The sequence below is a fragment of the Falsiroseomonas sp. HW251 genome, from assembly GCF_050563545.1.
GTDB lineage: Bacteria > Pseudomonadota > Alphaproteobacteria > Acetobacterales > Acetobacteraceae > Falsiroseomonas.
The window spans coordinates 114,415-130,492 of sequence record NZ_JBNXUM010000014.1 but is presented as its reverse complement, the minus strand read 5'-3'; the positions used below and the strand labels follow the sequence as shown (position 1 = coordinate 130,492).

The window sequence follows — 16,078 nt, the reverse complement described above, 5'->3', positions numbered from 1 at the left end:
ACGATGACGGAGATCCTGGTTCCCCCACTCGGGGAGAGCGTATCGAGCGCCACGGTGGCGCGCTGGCTGAAGAAGGCCGGCGAGGCGGTGGCAGCGGACGAGCCGCTGGTGGAGCTCGAGACGGACAAGGTCACCGTCGAGGTGAATGCGCCATCGGCCGGCGTGATCGACGCGATCAGCGCCAACGAGGGCGCCGAGGTCGGCCCTGGCGCGGTGCTCGGCACGATCAGCGCCAACGGCGCCGCCAATGGTGGCGCGCCTGCCGGCGCGACCAATGTTGGTGCGCCTGCCGGCGCGACCAATGTTGGCGCGCCTGCCGGCGCGACGCCCCGCCCGGCCTCCGCCGGCACGCCGGCCGCCGCGGCGCCCGTCACCGCAGCGCCGGCCGTCCCGCAGGTCGAGGCGCCGCGCCCGCCGGCCGGCCCCGTCCCGCAGCCCGGCGCCGCCCTGCCGAACGGCCCTGCCGCGACCAAGGCGATGGCGGAGGCCGGTGTGACCGCCGGCCAGGTCGGGCCCGGCACCGGCAAGGACGGCCGCGTCACCAAGGGCGACGTGCTGGCCTTCCTGAGCAAGCCCGCGCCGGCCGGCGCGCCGTCCACGCCCGCCGCCAAGGCGCCCGCCCGCGCGCTGGAGACCGGCGAGGAGCGCGTGAAGATGACGCGCCTGCGCCAGACCATCGCGCGGCGCCTGAAGGAAGCGCAGAACACCGCGGCGATGCTCACCACCTTCAACGAGGTGGACATGGGCGCCGTGATGGCGCTCAGGAACGAATACAAGGACGTTTTCGAGAAGCGGCACGGCGTGAAGCTCGGCTTCATGAGCTTCTTCGTGAAGGCCTGCGTCGCCGCGCTGAAGGAATACCCCGCGGTGAACGCGGAGATCGACGGCGACGAGATCATCTACAAGCACTTCGTGCACATGGGCATCGCGGTCGGCGGCCCGTCCGGCCTGGTCGTCCCGGTGCTGCGGAACGCGGACCAGCTGGGTTTCGCGCAGATCGAGAAGTCGATCGGCGATTTCGGCAAGCGCGCGCGCGACGGCGCCCTGAAGCTGGAGGAGCTGTCCGGCGGCAGCTTCACCATCACCAATGGCGGCATCTATGGGAGCCTGATGTCCACGCCGATCCTGAACCCGCCGCAGTCCGGCATCCTCGGCATGCACAAGATCCAGGAGCGTCCGATGGTGGTGGGCGGCAAGATCGAAGCGCGCCCGATGATGTACATCGCGTTGAGCTACGACCACCGCATCGTGGACGGCAAGGAAGCCGTGAGCTTCCTCGTCCGCGTGAAGGAAGCCATCGAGGACCCGCGCCGGCTCATGCTGGACGTCTGACCCGCTGCCCTCTCCCGCAAGCGAAGGGGCGGGTCAGGGTGGGGGTGCTTCGCAAGAGACCCCTTCAGGAAGGGCGGGCGCACGTCCCGCCCTTTCTTCTTGCGCTTCTCTCGTCCTACGCTTGGCGCATCGCCGCCATTAGCGACGTCCCCGGCATCCTCGTCGGCCACTGGACCGACACGCGCCGCCCCACCGGCTGCACAGCGATCGTCACGTCGGAAGGCGCGCTCGCCGCCGTCGATATCCGCGGCGCCGCGCCTGGCACGCGGGAGACCGACCGATCCCGCGAACCTCGTGGATCGCGTGCACGCTGTGATGTCGTCCGGCGGCAGCGCCTTCAGCCTCGCCGCCGCGCATGACGCGATGCGATGGCTGGAGGAGAACGGCCATGGGTTTCCGGCGGCAGGGCTGGCCGTACCGCTAGTGCCCTCGGCGGTGCTGTTCGATCTGCAGGTCGGCGATGCGCGATTCCGCCCCGACGAGGCCGCTGGCCACGCCGCCTGCGCGGCCGCGACGAACGCGCCGCCTGCCGGCGCCGGAGCCGGCGCCACCGTCGGCAAGCTCTTCGGCATCAGCGTACCGCCGCTGCCGACCGCGTCGGAGCTGGACTGACGCGCCCTCAATCCAGCGGGAGCAGGGCGCGACGCGCGGTCAGCATGACGGTTGCTTCCCTGTCGCGAGGCGCTTCAGCGGCGCCCCATCTCACGCACCATGACTCCGTCGCGGTGGCGGTCCAAAACATTTCACTCGCAAGCCCGCACTTTCCCCTTGCTACGGCCCGCGCGCTTCGCGTAAACGCCGCGCCCTCGCCGGAAATCGTTCCGGCGAGATGATCGTGTGTCCCATGCTGCCGAACGCGCTCCGCGCTGTCGTCGCCTGCGGGCCGGCCGGGTTGAATCCCGGACGGAACGCGGGCGCGCGACCTGGCAGCATGCTTGGCAAAGCCAGGCGACAAGCAGCCTTCCGCTGACACACCGCGGCGCCGTAGCGCCGCCTTTCCACGACTGCCGAAAACCAGGAGTACATCCGATGCGTCCCTCCGACCCGCTGGAGGCGCGTGCGCGCGAACTGGCCGTCACGGCCGGCGTCGATCCCGATACGCGCATCCCGAACCCCGCCAAGCCCGGCAAGACCATGCCGGCCTGGACCGGCTTCCGCGACGCCGCGCGCGCCGAGAAGCAGGTCGCCGACGCCGCGCGCGCCGGCGCTGTCCTCGCCGAGCAGGCCGAGGGCTATCGCGACGCGCCGCTGACGATCTTCGGCTCGCATGAGCCCGGGACCATCGCGCAGATGAAGAACTGCATGAAGGTCGGCGCGGTGGTCGGCGCGACGCTCTGCGCGGACGGGCATCTCGGCTACGCGCAGCCCGTCGGCGGCGTGATCGCGTATGAGGGCCAGATCAGTGTCAGCGGCGTCGGCTTCGACATCGGCTGCGGCAACATGGCCGTGCGCCTCGACACGCAGTACGCCGATGTGGCGCCGCGCACGAACGAGATCCTCGGCGACATTCGCCGCGCGGTCTCCTTCGGCGTCGGCCGCGTGAACGAGGAACGCGCCGAGCATGCGCTGTTCGACGACGCGGAAGCCTGGGCGGCGTCCGGCATGGAGGACTACCGGAAGAAGGCGGCCGCGCAGCTCGGGACCGTCGGCTCCGGCAACCACTATGTCGACCTGTTCGAGGACGAGGCCGGCTTCGTCTGGATCGGCGTGCATTTCGGATCGCGCGGCCTGGGCCACACCAGCGCCACGCGATACCTGAAGCATGCCGGCGGCAAGGACGGGATGCATGTCCCGCCCGCCGTGCTGGACGAGGTGTCGGAGCTCGGGCAGCGCTATCTCGCGGCAATGGCGCTCGCGGGCCGCTACGCCTATGCCGGGCGCGAATGGGTGGTGGAGCGCGTGCGCGCGATCATCGGTGGCGCGATCACCGATGCCGTGCACAACCACCACAACTACGCCTGGAAGGAGCGTCACGGCGACCGCGATCTCTGGGTCGTGCGGAAGGGCGCGACGCCGGCCTTCCCCGGCCAGCGCGGCTTCGTCGGCGGCTCCATGGGCGACCACGCCGTCATCCTGGAGGGGGTGGAGAACGAGGCGTCGCGCGCGTCGCTCTACTCCACCGTCCACGGCGCCGGCCGCGTCACCAGCCGCAAGGAAGCGCATCGCCGCTTCTCGCGCGAGCAGATGGAGACCTGGCTGCGCGAGCACGGCGTGACGCTGTCGGGCGGCGATCTCGACGAGAGCCCGATGGCCTATCGTCGTCTGCCCGACGTGCTGACGGCGCATGACGGCACGATCCGCGTGCTGCATCGCCTCCGCCCCTTCGCGGTGGCGATGGCGGGACCGGGCGAGTTCGATCCCTTCAAGGATTGAATGACGGCGGGGGAGGGCGGAACTGGCCCTCCCCCGCATCCTTCCGCTATCCTGCGCCGAAACGAGGATTGGAGGACACGTCCATGCGCCTGCTGCGCCGCGCAGCCCTGCTGTTGCCGCTCCTGATCGCCGCCGCGGCGAACGCCCAGACCAACTGGCCCGCTCCGCGCGAAGGCAGCTGGACCGCCACGGGCTTCCGCTTCCACACCGGCGAGGTCATGGATGTTCGCCAGGGCTATGTCACGCTCGGCGATCCCGCGAACCCCGCGGTGCTGATCCTGCACGGCACCTACGGCAACGCCCGCGGCATGCTGACGCCGATCTTCGCCGGCGAGCTCTTCGGGCCGGGCCAGCCGCTCGACGCGACGCGCTTCTTCATCGTCATCCCCGATGCGCTCGGCACCGGCAATTCGTCGAAGCCGTCGGACGGAATGCGCGCGTCCTTCCCGCGCTACAACTACGACGACATGGTCGCCGCCCAGCAGAGGCTGGTGACGGAGGGTCTCGGAATCCGCAGGCTGCGGCTGATCGTCGGCAACTCCATGGGCGGGATGATGGCCTGGACCTGGGCCACCAACTTCCCCGACATGATGGACGCGATCGTGCCAATGGCGTCCCAGCCCACCGCGATGTCGGCGCGCAACTGGATGCTGCGCCGGCTGATGATCGAAACGGTGCGCAACGACCCCGCCTATAGCGGCGGCAACTACACGGCCCAGCCACCGAACCTGCGGCTCGCCAACGTCTTCTACGGCACGGCGACGAATGGCGGCACGCTCAATATCAGCACCGGCGCGCAGACCCGCGCGGCCGCGGACCGCATCGTGGACCAGCGGCTCGCCGCCGCGCCGCCCGGCGATGCCAACGACTTCATCTGGCAATGGGATGCCAGCCGCGACTACGACCCCGAGCCGAAGCTGGACCGCATCCGCGCGCGCGTGCTGGCGATCAACTCGGCCGACGACGAGCGCAACCCGCCCGAGACAGGCCTGACGGAGCGCGCCATGGCGCGCATCCCGAACGCGCGCCTGGTGGTGATCCCGGCGAGCGCCGAGACGCTCGGCCACGGCACCACCGGCAGCGCACGCTTCTGGCGTGACGAGCTGACCGCCTTCCTCAGGACGCTGCCGCAGTAGGGCTTACAGGCTCCGTCCGTAGAGCGCGCCGACGAGGTCGCTGTCGGGCGCGCCCGGCTTGCGCGTCTTCACGCGCACCGGGCAGGACGGCGCCAGGCCGGCCGGCGCCGTCCGCACCGCGCTCGGCGGCACGCCGAAGGCGCGGCGGAAGGCGCGGGCGAAGACCGACGGGTCGGGAAAGCCGTGCACGACCGCGATCTCCGACACGCCGCGATCGGCCTGGCGGGGGTCGCGCAGCGCAGCATGGGCGAAGGACAACCGCACATCCTGGATGTGCCGCGCCACGCCACCCTCGGCGTCGAACAGGCGGTACAGCGTGGACCGCGACAGGCCGGTCAGCGCCGACAGCCGCGCCGGCGACAGCCGCGCCGAGGCCAGGTTCTGGCGGATCGCCTGGCGCACCCGTTCCTTCCGCAGATCCTCTGCTTCCGCGGCACCGCGCGGCAGGCCGGTCAGCAGGCAGGCCGCGACCATGGCGCGCGCCGCCTCGGCCAGCGTTGGCAGGTCGGCCTCGCTCGCGCGGTCGAGTTCCGCCGGCAGCGAGAGCAGCATCTGCGCCAGCAGCCCCGCGCCCGGGCCGCGCAGCGGCCCCCGCGGCAGGGCCGAGAGCCCCGCGGAAAGCTGCGGGTTGTGGTCGCGCGGGATGGTCAGCGACACCCACTCCGCCCCCTCCCAGTCCGTCGTCCAGGTCTCGTGCATCGAGAACAGGATCGGCTCGCAGGGGCCGACCACGGCGGAGAAGCTGGGATGCCGGACATGGCTGCGGCCCTGGCGCAGAACGCGGATGGCCCAGTGGTCCAGCCCGTCCCGCCGCGCCTGGGCGCCCTCCCGCTCGAAGCGGGAATCCGGCACGCGGTTGGCGCTCAACGTCATGCCTTCCAGCCGCCAGTGGCGGCCAAGCACCAGCACCGGATCCTCGGCGGGCCGGGCGAGGCGCAGAGTGTTCAGCGCCCCGAAGGCCGCGAGCCAGGCATCCATCCGCTGCTTCTGGGGCAGCGGAGCGGTGTCGAAGGTGACGGGGACGACGGGTCGCGTGGGATCTGCGTTGCCCATGCGTTGTCTCCTCTTGCGCGGCGTCCGGCACGCCGCGATCCCCGGCGGGATAGCCAGGGATCCGTGCGACACCAAACCGAACCGGCCGCAAGGCCCGGTATTCCTGGTTTTCGGAGTTTTTTTGTCGCGGTGCCCACCATGCCGTTCCGGCCGCGCGGAAAGCAAGGACGGCGTATGCCTCGCGTTTTCGTGAAGAGGTGGGCGGGGCGAGAGGTATGCCCGGCGTGGCGGCGGGCTTCAGTTCAGCCGGTGCCGCAGTTCCTCCAGCAGCCCGCGCACGCGGCCGGCCTGCGGACCATCCGGCGACAGCTGCAGGAAGCGCTCCAGGCTGAGGATCGCCGCGGTCACATGGCCCAGGCGCTGATGCATCAGCCCGGCTTCGCGCCACAGCGGCGCGGCATCGGGCGCGAGCCGCAGCATGTCCTCGGTGCAGGCGACGGCGCCCGTCAGGTCGCCTTCGCGAAGCCGCCGCACCTTGATGTTGTTCTGCAGGCGCAGCAGGACCGCGCGCTTGCCCATCGGCGCCAGCGTGTCGCGGCCGAGCTCCGCGCTCTCGCCGGCGAAGGTCTTGAGCAGGCGGCGCAGGTCCTTCGCCTCCAGCGCGCGGCCTTCGCCGAAGACATCCACCACGACCTGGCCGCGGCCGGACAGCGCCACCAGGAAATGGCCGGGAAAGTCCACGCCATGCGCTTCCCAACCCGCGGCCTCGGCAGCGTGCAGCCAGAGGATGCCGAGCGCGACGGGCAGGCCGCGCCGGCGTTCGATCACCTTCAGCAGGTTTGCATTCGACGGATCGTCGTAGCTCTCGGTGTCGCCGGCATAGCCGAACTCGCCATGCAGCAGCTCGGCCAGTGTGGCGCGGCGGCGCGCGAGGTCGCCGGCATCGGCCTGCGCGTCGGCGCTGGCGAGTTCGACCGCGGCGCGCGCGAGGTCCGAGAGGTGCTGCTGCGCGGCCTGCCAGTCCGCCACGGGCTGGTCCACGCGCGCGAACTGCAGCGCGACGGCGGCGATGTCGAGCTCCGCGTCGGGCAGCCGCCCGGCGGCTTCCAGCGCGGCGCGGGCTTCCTGCTGCGGCGTCGTCATCGCGGCTGGGTCGCGCGGATGCGGGGCGCGGTCAAGCGCGGCGGCGCTTCAACCCTCGGCGCGCGGCACCATTCGCCCGATGCGGCGCCCGCCGAAGATGTGGACGTGGAAATGCGGCACCTCCTGCCCGCCATCCTCGCCCATGTTGGAGAGGATGCGGTAGCCGCCTGACTCGAGCCCGAGGTCGCGCGCCACCTTGCCGACCGCGCGCCAGAAGCCCGCGATCTCGGCATCGCTGGCCTTGGCGCTGAAATCGGCGTGGGAGACGTAGGCGCCCTTCGGGATCACCAGGACATGCACCGGGGCCTGCGGATTGATGTCGTGGAAGGCCACGGCGAAGGCGTCGTCATGGATCCGCTTCGACGGGATCTCGCCCCGCAGGATCTTCGCGAAGACATTGGTGGGATCGTAGGGCGGCAGGCCGGTGATGCGCATGGCGGCGCTCCTTCTACGGCAGCTTGGTCGTCTGCGCGGCGCGGATGATGCCCTTCGGCCGCGCGGCCTTCTCCGCGATGCCGGAGATGCCCTGCCGGCGCGCGAGCTCGGACCAGACCTCCTCCGGCCTGATCCCCGCATCCACCCAGACGACGACCAGGTGATAGAGCAGGTCGGCGCTTTCCAGCATCGTGGCGGTGCGGTTGCCCAGCGTCGCCTCGATCACGCATTCCACGGCCTCCTCGCCGAGCTTCTGCGCGACCTTGGGCGTGCCGCGTGCGAGCAGGCGCGCGGAGTGCGAATGCTCGACATCGCCGGAGTGGCGGCGCGCCTCCACTGTGCGCCACAGCGCATCGAGGATGGATGCGTCGGCGGCCGGCGCGGCGAAGGGCGTCAGCGCGGTGGCCGCGGGATCGACGCGCGGCCGTACCGGCACCGCGGGCAGGACAGGCGGGATCGGCAGCGCGACCGCCATCTTGCGCGCCTTCTTCTTCGCCTTCTTCGGCGCTGCCTTCCGGGCCTTCGCCTTGCTCCTGGCCGTCGGCTCCGCCGAGGGGATCTTCTTCGGCTTCGCCTTGGGCTTCTTCACGGGCTTGGCCATCTAGGGGGCCTCCGACACCGGGCGGACCGGCAGTCCCGCCTGTTCCAGCGCCGCCTTGGCCTCGGCGATCCGCATCTCGCCGTAGTGGAACACGCTGGCGGCCAGCAGGCCGGTCGCACCGGCCCTGGCACCATCCACGAAATGCGCGGCGTTGCCGACGCCACCCGAGGCGACGATCGGCAGCCGCACCGCGGCACGCACCGCGCGCAGCAGATCGAGGTCGAAGCCCTGCTTCGTGCCGTCGCGGTCCATCGAGGTCAGCAGGATCTCGCCGGCGCCGCGCCGCTCGGCCTGCCTGGCCCATTCCACGGCGTCGATGCCGGTGCCCCGGCGGCCGCCATGGGTGAAGACCTCCCAGTGGTCGCCGCTGCGGCGCGCGTCGATCGCGACCACGATGGCCTGGCTGCCGAAGGCCTCGGCGCCGCAGGTGACCAGCGCGGGGTCGGCGACGGCGGCGGAGTTGACGGAGACCTTGTCGGCGCCGGCCAGCAGCAGGTTCCGCATGTCCTCCACGCTGCGCACGCCGCCGCCGACGGTCAGCGGAATGAACACTTCGGCGGCCGTGCGCGAGACCACGTCGAGCATGGTGTCGCGGCCTTCGTGGGACGCCGTGATGTCGAGGAAGGTCACCTCGTCCGCGCCTTCCCGGTCATAGGCGCGCGCCTGCTCCACCGGGTCGCCGGCGTCGCGCAGCGAGACGAAATTGACCCCCTTCACGACCCGGCCGTCCTTGACGTCCAGGCAGGGGATGACGCGCAGGGCCAGCACCGGCGTGCTCCGGGGCGGAGGGTCCGTCGTGGACCTACATCCGGGTTGCGGGAATACCCGCCCTTTGCGCCGGGCCTGCGCGCCGGTCAAGCGGTTCCGGCGCGCGCGGGCGCCGGTCCTTCATCCCAGGAAGGGGGCGGCCGGAACGGGGCCGCCCCGGGGCAGCGGTCAGCCCGGCGCCTGCAGCGCGCGCGCCATGGCGAGGTGCCGGCTGATCTCCGGCGCGTATTTCTGCGCGAAGGCCTGCAGCGAGGGCACGCCGCCGCTGCGGGCATAGGTTTCGTAGAGTTCCACCGCCTCCTCATGCGCCTGGACCTGCATCTGGACATAGAGCCGGTTCAGCCGGTCCACATCCTCGGCGCGGCGCAGCGCCTCCAGCATGTCGCCATGCCGCTCGTCGAGCGCGGTGGACAGCCGCGTCACCGCCTCCGGGATGGCCTTGAGCTCGGATGATGACTGGGTGTGCGCCTGCACCATGTGCTCGGCGAAGGCGCGGATCTGCGGGTGCTGGCTGCGCGCCAGCAACAGGTTCGACGAGGTGATCTCGAAATTGTCGGAGATGGTGGCCATTTCGACGAAGGTGCCGGCGCCGACGGTGCCGGTCAGCCGCTCCAGCAGGGTCTGCGCGAGGGCGGGCGTGGCGAGGCTGGTGCCGAGAGCGGCAAGGACGGCGCGACGGCGCATGGCGTGTCTCCGGCGTTTGGGGGTCGCCGTGGAACGGGGCTCGGCGCCGCGGGTTGCCTTCAGCCCCGGCGGAACCAGCCGCGGACGTGTTCCATGCCGGCGCGGAAGCGGGCGAGCAGGCGCGCTTCCATCCCCTCCACCTTCGCGACGGCGCCGGGCCAGCGGCCCTCGATCCAGCCCATGCCTCGATGCGCCCAGACGTACTGGTGGCGCAGGATGAAGACGCCGAGTGCCAGGAACAGGAATCCCTGCAGGAAGGGCAGCACCAGGCCGAGGACGCCGAGGCCCAGCATGCCGATACCGGCCGCCTTGCGCGGCGCCGAAGGTCGGAACTCCATCATGGCGCGCGAGATGGTCCGCGCGCTGGCGCGCTTCAACCGTCGTTGCGATACCAATCGTTGCGCGTCGGCGGCAGGCCGGACGGGCCGCGCGCGCGCTTCGTCGCGAGCGTCTGGAAGATGCCGACGGTGCCGCGCTCGAAGGCAAGCGCGCAGCCCGCGAGATAGAGCAGCCAGATCTCCGTCTTCGCCAGGCCCACTTCCTTCACCGCTTCCTCGCGTCGCGCGAACAACCGGTCCGTCCAGGCGCGGCAGGTGCGGCCGTAATGCTCGCGCAGCCCCTCGCAGTCGTGGATCTCGAAGCCGTTGCGCTCCATCGCGTCATGCGTGCCGCCGATGTGGTCGAGCTCCCCGCCGGGGAAGATGTATTTCACCAGCGCATCGAACTCCGGCCGCTTCCTGCGGAACTCCTTCTCGTTCTTCTTCATCGGCCGCGCGATGGCGTGGTGGAGATAGGCGCCGCGCGGCCGCAGGCGGTCCTTGATGCCCCTGAAGTAGCCCTCGCGGTTGTCGAGTCCGACCGCCTCGTACATGCCGATCGAGCTCACCTTGTCGAAGGGCGGGACGTCGAGGTCCCGAAAGTCCTTCAGCAGGATCGTCACGCGGTCCTCGAGGCCGAGGCGCTTCACCTTCTCGACGGCGTAGGCGTACTGCTCCTCGGCCAGCGTCACGCCGGTGGCGTGCACGCCGTAGTGGGTCGCGGCGTGGATCACCATGCCGCCCCAGCCGCAGCCGATGTCGAGAAGTCGCTCGCCCTGCTGCAGCCGCAGCTTGCGGCAGACGAGGTCGAGCTTGGCGATCTGGGCCTGCTCCAGCGTCGTCTCGGCGGTCGGCCAGTAGGCGCAGGTGTAGACCATCTCGGGGTCGAGGAAGAGCGCGTAGAAGGCGTTCGACAGATCGTAGTGGAAATGCATCAGCGCCTTGTCGTCGCGCCCCTTGCCGTACGCCGCGGCGTCCCCGGGGCCGGTCCAGGCATGGTTGGTCTTCGCCGAGCCCTGGCCGAAGAGGAAGGGCAGCAGCGCGCGCGCCGCCAGCGCCTTGTCCACCTTCTTGATGAGTCCGCGCCGGCCGCCTTCCGCCCGCGCCGCGAGGTCGAGCAGCGTCCCGCCCTCGATCGCGAGATCGCCGGTGGCGAAGCCTTCCGCGATCGTGTCGATCCTCGGCTTCCACACCAGGCGCGTCAGCATCGCAGGGGAGCGGATGGCGAAAGCCAGGTCATTGCGCGCTTCCGGGCCCATCGGCACCTCGGAGCCGTCCCAGAGCCGGAGCACGAAATCGGCCTTCACGAGCGCCGCGACATGCTCGGCGAGGCGGCGGATGGCGGCGGTGCGCTTGTCGGTCATGCTTCCTCGGTTGCTCGCGCAGCCGGCGCGGAAGCCGGCAGCTTGGCATGCCGGGCGATACAGGGCCCCGGGCGGCAAGCCAAGGCCATGGCGACCCCCCGCGCTGGCGAACGGAAATTGCTTCCATCGTCGCGCGGCGCGGTGGAACATGCCGCACGGCTGCCTGAAGGGAAGCGCCGTGGCGCAAGCGAACGCCGTCCAGCCCGAGCGGAGCGTGCCGGCGGAGGCAGGCGCGACGCCATCCGGCTTGACGAGCGAGCGCGCGATGGCGCGCCTGCAGTTCGCCCGGCAGGTGCTGGTGAGCGCCTTCTTCCTCCTGCTGACTCTCTCGATCGGCGTCGCGCTCTGGCGCGAGGTGCGCAACGAAGCCATCGAGATCGTGCGCGTGGACGTTCCGGCGCGCCTGGTCGATGACGGACACGCCCCGGCGGTGGTGGCGCGCCGGCTCGTGGACCACATGCAGCACGCCGCCGCGCCGGCCGAGCGCCAGCGCATGTTGCGGCGGTCGACGGAGCTCGCCGGCGAGCAGCCGGACCTCGCGGTGCCGATCGCGGGCCTGTCGCTGAAGGCGCTCGCCTCGCTGCTGCGCGAGGCCCTCGACGTCCGGCGCACACAGGTGAGCGGGGAGATCGTCGTCGCTGGCGACCGTCTTGCGATCAGGCTGCGCGTCAGCGGTCATGGCGAGGTCGCGAACATCGGCGGCTTCGGCGCGGGCGACGTCGACGGGCTGCTCGCCGCCGCGGCGCCCGAGGTTTGGCGCGCGCTGCAGCCCCAGGTCTATGCCTGGCACGTCGCCACGACACTGCGAGATCAGGAAGCGGTGCGCCGGCAGCTCGGCGCTCTGCGCAACCGGAGGGACCTCGACCAGGCGACGCTCGACACGGTCGAGTACCTGATCGGCCAGTCGCTGCTCGGCGACAACGACGTGGACGGCGCGATGGCGATCTTCGGGCGGCTGACGCAGGAGCGGCCGCGCTTCGCATCGGGCTGGTACGGGCTGGCGGCAGCGCTCGAGCAGACCGGGCGCGACTTCGACGCGCTCGCGCCGCTCCGGCGCGCCGCCTCGCTCGACCCGGATTCCGCGTTCAGCCGGGGCACGCTCGGGCGCGTGCTGTTCAACCTCGGCCGGTCCGAGGAGGCGCTGGCGGAGCTGCGTGCCGCGCTGCGCCTCGACCCGACCTACGCGCTGGCGCGCAACTTCGAGGTCCTGAGCCTCGTCGCGCTCAACCGCGGCACGGAGGCGCTGGAGGTCGCGACGCGCTATCGGCTGGAGCGGCCGGACCTGGCGGATACGCATGTCTGGTACGGTCACGGACTGCGTGCCGTAAACCGCACGGAAGACGCGCTGGCGGCCTACCGTCGCGCCGCCGAGATTCCCAATCGCGACTACACGGAGCCGCCCCTTCCGCTCATGTGGACCGGGCGCACCCTGCTCATCGGCGGGCGCCCGGAGGAGGCGCTCGAGACCGTCGATCGGGCGCTGCTGCTCGATTCGTCGCCCTATATCCGAGGCGTCGTGCTGGGCTCGCGCGCCCTGATCCTCGTCGCGCTGGGTCGTGGCGACGATGCGCTGGCCACGATGGACGAGGCGCTGCGCATGCGGCCGTATGGCGCACAGAACTGGAACTTCCGCGCGATGGTCCTGCAGAGGCTCGGGCGGGTCGAGGAAGCGGAGATCGCCCGGCGTCGGGCGGCGGAATACTCGCCTTCCCGGCCGGATGTCGTCTCCAGCAGCGGGGCGCCTGGGCGGAACTGAGGGTGCTCGGTCGCCGGCCCGGCCGCCGGCGCCTGAGGGTCAGATATGAATCGGCCGGCCGTCCACGGCCAGCGCGGCTTCCTTCACCGCCTCGTTCAGCGAGGGATGCGCGTGGCACGTCCGCGCAACGTCCTCGGCGCTCGCGCCGAATTCCATCGCGATGGCGATTTCCGCGATCAGCGTGCCGGCGTCCGGGCCCAGGATATGCGCGCCCAGCACGCGGTCGGTCTGCCTGTCCGCCAGGATCTTCACGAAGCCGTCCATGTCGCCCATCGCGCGCGCGCGCCCGTTCGCGGTGAAGGGAAACTTGCCGACCTTGTAGGCGACGCCGGCGGCCTTCAGCTCCTCCTCGGTCTTGCCGATGCTCGCGACCTCGGGCCAGGTGTAGACCACGCCCGGGATCGCATCGTAGTTGATGTGCGGCTTCTGGCCCGCGAGGTGCTCGGCCAACGCGACGCCTTCCTCCTCCGCCTTGTGGGCCAGCATCGCGCCCGCGATGACATCGCCGATCGCCCAGATGCCGGGGACATTGGTCGCGAAGTGCTCGTCGGTCTTCACACGGCCCCGCTCGTCCAGGGCGACGCCAACCTCCTTCAGGCCGAGCTTGTCGGTGTAGGCGCGCCGCCCGATTGCGAGCAGGACGACATCGGCCTTGATCTCCTCCGCCGCGCCGCCTCCGACGGGCTCGACCGACAGGGTGATGCCGGACGCGTCCTTCTTGGCGCCCGTCACCTTGCTCTTGAGCCGGAACTTAATGCCCTGCTTGCCGAGGATGCGCTCGAACTGCTTGCCGATCTCCGCGTCCATGCCGGGCAACAGACGGTCGAGGAACTCCACCACCGTCACCTCGGCGCCGAGGCGGCGCCACACCGACCCCAGCTCCAGCCCGATCACGCCGCCGCCGATGACGACCAGGTGGCCCGGGACCTTGTCGAGCTCCAGCGCGCCGGTGGAGGTGACGATCTGCTTCTCATCGACCTCGACGCCGGGCAGCGGCGTGGATTCCGAGCCCGTGGCGATGACGATGTGCTTCGTGTCGTAGGTGGTGCCGGCGACCTCAACCTTGCCGGGTGAATCTTGTCCTGCGCCGCCGGGGGCGGCGACGACGCGGCCTTCGCCCTTGAGCCAGGTCACCTTGTTCTTCTTGAACAGGAACTCGATGCCCTTGACGTTGGCCGACACGACCTCGCCCTTGCGGGCCTGCATGCGGGCGAGATCCAGCGACACGCTGCCGACCTTCACCCCGTGGTCGGCGAGCTTGTGCATCGCCTCCTCGAAGTGCTCCGACGAATGCAGCAGGGCCTTGGACGGGATGCAGCCGATGTTCAGGCAGGTGCCGCCCAGCGTCGCGCGCTTCTCGACGCAGGCGACCTTGAGGCCAAGCTGCGCGGCGCGGATCGCGCAGACATAGCCGCCGGGACCGGCGCCGATCACGATGACGTCGAAGCTGTTGGCCATGGTATGGCTGCCTTCCGGGTTTCTTTTCGCGGGCCGGACCATACGCAGGGACGGCCCGGGTTCAAGCCATGTCGGGGGCTGCGGGGCCGGATTGACCGCCCGCTCCCTCATGGCTGGCATGCGGAACGACGCGGGAGGGGCGATGGACGCGGTCTCGATCCAGGACGAACCGGCGCTGCGCCTTGCGGCGATGGCCCACCAGGGCCCCTACACCGGCATCGGCGCCGTGTTCGAGCACCTGATGGCGTGGGGCGTCGGCCGCGGCCTGGTCGGGCCGGAAACGCGCTTCATCGGCCTGTTCCTGGACGACCCGGCAAACGTGCCGGCGGAGCGCCTGCGCTCCAACGCCTGCATGACGGTGCCGGAGGGCGTTGCCACGCGCGGTGAGGGCGTGCGGGTGATCTTCCCGCGGGCGCAGCGCTTGGCGGTGACGCTGTTCCGGGGCCCCTATGCCGAGCTGCCCGCGGCCTATGACCGCATCCGGACCTGGATGGCGGCGCAGGGCCTGGAGGCGGACCGCTTCGAGCCCTGCCGCGAGGAATACCTGAACGATTGCCGCGCCCTGCCGCCGGCGGAATGGCTCACGCGGGTGATGGTGCCGCTGAAGGGCTGACCCCGACTTCCGCAAGCACGAGCTACGAAGCTCGACTGCTGGGATAGGCGGTCGCGGATCCTGCGCCACCGCTCCCTCTCCCGCGAAGCGGGGGAGGGTCGGGGTGGGGGGAAGCCGCCTCCCGCCGCTACTGGATCCGGATGTTCCGCGCCCTAATGAGCTCGCCCCAGCGCGCGACCTCGAAGCGAAGGTATTCCGGCCACTCCGCGCGCGGGCGGATATTCGGCTCGACGCCGAGCGCGGCCAGGCGCTCCTTCAGCTCCGGCGCCTCGCTCGCGGTGGCGACGGCGCGGTTCAGCTTTTCCAGGATGGCGTCCGGCGTGCCGGCCGGCGCCAGCAGCGCCAGGTCCTCGCGCACCAGCACGCCGGGGAAGCCGGCCTCGACGAAGGTCTGCGCGTTCGGCAGCAGCGACGCGCGCTGCTGCGAGCAGACGCCGAGCGCCCGCAGCTCGCCCGAGGCGACGAAGCCCATGATCGCGGAGGAGGGCACGAAGAGCATCCCGGCCTCGCCGGCGATCACCGCCTGGATCGCGGCGGGCGTGCCGCGATAGGCGACGTCGTTCACCTCGATCCGCGCTTCCTGGAAGAAGAGCTCGGCGGCGAGATGGCCGGACGAGCCGGTGCCGGGATTGCCGAAGATCTCGCGGCCCGGGTTGCGTCGCGCGAGCTCGACATACTCCTGGATGGTCCGCGCGGGGTGGTTGCGGCCGACCAGCATCACCATCGGCATGGACGCGACCATGCCGGCGGAGGCGAAGGCGCGTTCGTTGTCGTAGGGCACCTGCATCAGGTTCGGCGCCATGGCGTAGGAGCTGATCGTCGTCAGCAGCAGCGTGTAGCCGTCCGGCCGCGACCGCGCGACCGATGCCGCGCCGATCGTGCCGGAGGCGCCGAAGCGGTTGTCCACCGCGAAGGACCGGCCGAGATCCTGGCCGATGCGCTGCATCACCAGCCGCGTATAGGCGTCGGTCGAGCCGCCCGCGCCGAAGGGCACGACGACGGTGACGGGGCGCGAGGGATAGTCGTCCTGCGCGCGGGCGGGGTTGGCGGCGATGGCCGCGCCGGCGCCAAGCGCGCCGAGCATGGTGCGACGGTTGATCATGGT

Annotated in this window: 17 protein-coding genes; 7 read left to right on the top strand and 10 right to left on the bottom strand. The window is 71.1% G+C overall.

Going from position 1 to position 16,078, the window contains the following annotated elements; translation table 11 throughout:
- The first annotated feature begins 3 nt into the window (after positions 1–3).
- The 5 genes from odhB to ACLF3M_RS18130 all read left to right on the top strand — a co-directional run bounded on the left by odhB (position 4) and on the right by ACLF3M_RS18130 (position 4,841).
- A complete protein-coding gene (gene odhB / locus ACLF3M_RS18150) occupies positions 4–1,332 on the top strand; it encodes a 2-oxoglutarate dehydrogenase complex dihydrolipoyllysine-residue succinyltransferase (RefSeq protein WP_430658374.1) in 1,329 nt (442 codons plus the stop codon).
- 38 nt (positions 1,333–1,370) lie between these two features.
- Positions 1,371–1,691: a P1 family peptidase gene (locus tag ACLF3M_RS18145; protein WP_430658373.1), complete on the top strand. Its 321-nt coding sequence runs from the start codon at positions 1,371–1,373 to the stop codon at positions 1,689–1,691.
- Positions 1,627–1,944: a hypothetical protein gene (locus ACLF3M_RS18140; RefSeq protein WP_430658433.1), complete on the top strand. Its 318-nt coding sequence runs from the start codon at positions 1,627–1,629 to the stop codon at positions 1,942–1,944. Before ACLF3M_RS18145 ends, ACLF3M_RS18140 begins: the two co-directional genes overlap by 65 nt.
- A gap of 417 nt (positions 1,945–2,361) precedes the next feature.
- Positions 2,362–3,705 (top strand): RtcB family protein, encoded by a 1,344-nt coding sequence (locus ACLF3M_RS18135; protein WP_430658372.1) that lies wholly within the window; start codon positions 2,362–2,364, stop codon positions 3,703–3,705.
- Between the two features lie 83 nt (positions 3,706–3,788).
- Complete coding sequence (locus tag ACLF3M_RS18130) at positions 3,789–4,841, top strand: alpha/beta fold hydrolase (protein WP_430658371.1); 1,053 nt, start codon at positions 3,789–3,791, stop codon at positions 4,839–4,841.
- Positions 4,842–4,844: 3 nt separating this feature from the next.
- Here ACLF3M_RS18130 and ACLF3M_RS18125 read toward each other — a convergent pair whose 3' ends face one another.
- The 8 genes from ACLF3M_RS18125 to ACLF3M_RS18090 all read right to left on the bottom strand — a co-directional run bounded on the left by ACLF3M_RS18125 (position 4,845) and on the right by ACLF3M_RS18090 (position 11,146).
- Positions 4,845–5,894 carry a helix-turn-helix transcriptional regulator gene (locus ACLF3M_RS18125; protein ID WP_430658370.1) on the bottom strand — a complete coding sequence of 350 codons (1,050 nt, stop codon included), beginning with the start codon at positions 5,892–5,894 and terminating at the stop codon, positions 4,845–4,847.
- Between the two features lie 237 nt (positions 5,895–6,131).
- Positions 6,132–6,977 (bottom strand): SirB1 family protein, encoded by an 846-nt coding sequence (locus tag ACLF3M_RS18120; RefSeq protein ID WP_430658369.1) that lies wholly within the window; start codon positions 6,975–6,977, stop codon positions 6,132–6,134.
- 48 nt (positions 6,978–7,025) lie between these two features.
- Positions 7,026–7,412, bottom strand: a complete 387-nt coding sequence (locus tag ACLF3M_RS18115) for a histidine triad nucleotide-binding protein (protein ID WP_430658368.1) — start codon at positions 7,410–7,412, stop codon at positions 7,026–7,028.
- A 13-nt stretch (positions 7,413–7,425) separates the two neighbouring features.
- Positions 7,426–8,013: a phosphoribosyl-ATP diphosphatase gene (locus ACLF3M_RS18110; protein WP_430658367.1), complete on the bottom strand. Its 588-nt coding sequence runs from the start codon at positions 8,011–8,013 to the stop codon at positions 7,426–7,428.
- Positions 8,014–8,781 (bottom strand): imidazole glycerol phosphate synthase subunit HisF, encoded by a 768-nt coding sequence (gene hisF / locus ACLF3M_RS18105; RefSeq protein WP_430658366.1) that lies wholly within the window; start codon positions 8,779–8,781, stop codon positions 8,014–8,016.
- A gap of 168 nt (positions 8,782–8,949) precedes the next feature.
- The gene (locus ACLF3M_RS18100; RefSeq protein WP_430658365.1) at positions 8,950–9,465 is read right to left on the bottom strand and encodes a DUF4142 domain-containing protein; all 516 of its coding nucleotides are present in this window, start codon (positions 9,463–9,465) and stop codon (positions 8,950–8,952) included.
- 59 nt (positions 9,466–9,524) lie between these two features.
- Positions 9,525–9,806 carry a hypothetical protein gene (locus tag ACLF3M_RS18095; RefSeq protein ID WP_430658364.1) on the bottom strand — a complete coding sequence of 94 codons (282 nt, stop codon included), beginning with the start codon at positions 9,804–9,806 and terminating at the stop codon, positions 9,525–9,527.
- 32 nt (positions 9,807–9,838) lie between these two features.
- Positions 9,839–11,146 (bottom strand): class I SAM-dependent methyltransferase, encoded by a 1,308-nt coding sequence (locus tag ACLF3M_RS18090; RefSeq protein ID WP_430658363.1) that lies wholly within the window; start codon positions 11,144–11,146, stop codon positions 9,839–9,841.
- Positions 11,147–11,156: 10 nt separating this feature from the next.
- Here ACLF3M_RS18090 and ACLF3M_RS18085 point away from each other — a divergent pair, with 10 nt between their 5' ends.
- On the top strand, positions 11,157–12,902 hold the full coding sequence (locus ACLF3M_RS18085) for a tetratricopeptide repeat protein (RefSeq protein WP_430658362.1): 1,746 nt from the start codon (positions 11,157–11,159) through the stop codon (positions 12,900–12,902).
- 39 nt (positions 12,903–12,941) lie between these two features.
- Here ACLF3M_RS18085 and lpdA read toward each other — a convergent pair whose 3' ends face one another.
- Entirely contained in the window at positions 12,942–14,360 is a 1,419-nt protein-coding gene (gene lpdA, locus ACLF3M_RS18080) for a dihydrolipoyl dehydrogenase (RefSeq protein ID WP_430658361.1), read from the bottom strand.
- Between the two features lie 118 nt (positions 14,361–14,478).
- Between lpdA and ACLF3M_RS18075 the strand changes: the two genes are divergently transcribed.
- Positions 14,479–14,973, top strand: coding sequence for an AraC family transcriptional regulator (locus tag ACLF3M_RS18075; RefSeq protein WP_430658360.1), 495 nt, complete (start codon positions 14,479–14,481; stop codon positions 14,971–14,973).
- Positions 14,974–15,100: 127 nt separating this feature from the next.
- Here the strand turns inward: ACLF3M_RS18075 and ACLF3M_RS18070 are convergent, their stop codons facing one another.
- Positions 15,101–16,075 carry a Bug family tripartite tricarboxylate transporter substrate binding protein gene (locus ACLF3M_RS18070; protein WP_430658359.1) on the bottom strand — a complete coding sequence of 325 codons (975 nt, stop codon included), beginning with the start codon at positions 16,073–16,075 and terminating at the stop codon, positions 15,101–15,103.
- Positions 16,076–16,078 lie beyond the last annotated feature (3 nt).

Coding starts and splice junctions, on each gene's coding strand:
- odhB (WP_430658374.1), top strand. CDS start 4: ATGACGGAGATCCTGGTTCCCCCACTCGGGGAGAGCGTATCGAGCGCC.
- ACLF3M_RS18135 (WP_430658372.1), top strand. CDS start 2,362: ATGCGTCCCTCCGACCCGCTGGAGGCGCGTGCGCGCGAACTGGCCGTC.
- ACLF3M_RS18130 (WP_430658371.1), top strand. CDS start 3,789: ATGCGCCTGCTGCGCCGCGCAGCCCTGCTGTTGCCGCTCCTGATCGCC.
- ACLF3M_RS18125 (WP_430658370.1), bottom strand. CDS start 5,894: ATGGGCAACGCAGATCCCACGCGACCCGTCGTCCCCGTCACCTTCGAC.
- ACLF3M_RS18120 (WP_430658369.1), bottom strand. CDS start 6,977: ATGACGACGCCGCAGCAGGAAGCCCGCGCCGCGCTGGAAGCCGCCGGG.
- ACLF3M_RS18115 (WP_430658368.1), bottom strand. CDS start 7,412: ATGCGCATCACCGGCCTGCCGCCCTACGATCCCACCAATGTCTTCGCG.
- ACLF3M_RS18110 (WP_430658367.1), bottom strand. CDS start 8,013: ATGGCCAAGCCCGTGAAGAAGCCCAAGGCGAAGCCGAAGAAGATCCCC.
- ACLF3M_RS18100 (WP_430658365.1), bottom strand. CDS start 9,465: ATGCGCCGTCGCGCCGTCCTTGCCGCTCTCGGCACCAGCCTCGCCACG.
- ACLF3M_RS18095 (WP_430658364.1), bottom strand. CDS start 9,806: ATGATGGAGTTCCGACCTTCGGCGCCGCGCAAGGCGGCCGGTATCGGC.
- ACLF3M_RS18090 (WP_430658363.1), bottom strand. CDS start 11,146: ATGACCGACAAGCGCACCGCCGCCATCCGCCGCCTCGCCGAGCATGTC.
- lpdA (WP_430658361.1), bottom strand. CDS start 14,360: ATGGCCAACAGCTTCGACGTCATCGTGATCGGCGCCGGTCCCGGCGGC.
- ACLF3M_RS18075 (WP_430658360.1), top strand. CDS start 14,479: ATGCGGAACGACGCGGGAGGGGCGATGGACGCGGTCTCGATCCAGGAC.
- ACLF3M_RS18070 (WP_430658359.1), bottom strand. CDS start 16,075: ATGATCAACCGTCGCACCATGCTCGGCGCGCTTGGCGCCGGCGCGGCC.